General features: G+C 47.2%; 1 protein-coding gene. It reads right to left on the reverse strand.

Annotation, left to right across the window (positions count from 1 at the left end; all coding sequences use genetic code 11):
- On the reverse strand, positions 1 to 544 hold a 544-nt coding region (locus DK423_RS10970; RefSeq protein ID WP_109043989.1), incomplete at both ends, for an IS30 family transposase.

Raw genomic sequence — 544 nt, forward strand, 5'->3', positions numbered from 1 at the left:
TTAAAGTAAACCTCATAAGGTGTTTTCCGGCCTAAACACTTTCGTGGTCTTAGATTGAGTTTATCTACGACAGACTGAATATAATCATCGTTCCATTGGTTTATATCCTGTTGGTTCGGAAAATATTCCCGAAGCAACCCGTTTGTGTTTTCATTCGTTCCCCTTTGCCACGGCTGATGCGGCTCGGGAAAATAAAATTCCGCTCCCAATGCTTGGGTTACCAAATGATGTTTGGCAAACTCTTTGCCCCGGTCCGGCGTAATTGACCGTACATTGTGGGATTTTAGTAATGTTATCGTCGCCTCTTTGACCAACATCGCTTTTTTCGCCGACACTTTCATCGCTAACTCAAAGCGACTTTTTCGTTCTGTGAGTGTCACTAAGCAGGCGCCTCCCGCCACACCCAACACCGTATCCGCTTCCCAATGTCCGCATCGACTCCGGTTTTGTGCCGAAATCGGACGCTCGTCTAAGGTGTGGGAAATCACGATTTTTCCGCGTGTTTCCAAGTGACGTTTGGTGTGTCCGGTCTTGCCTTTATGGC

It is taken from the genome of Aggregatibacter actinomycetemcomitans (genome assembly GCF_003130205.1).
Classification (GTDB): Bacteria; Pseudomonadota; Gammaproteobacteria; order Enterobacterales; family Pasteurellaceae; genus Aggregatibacter; species Aggregatibacter actinomycetemcomitans_A.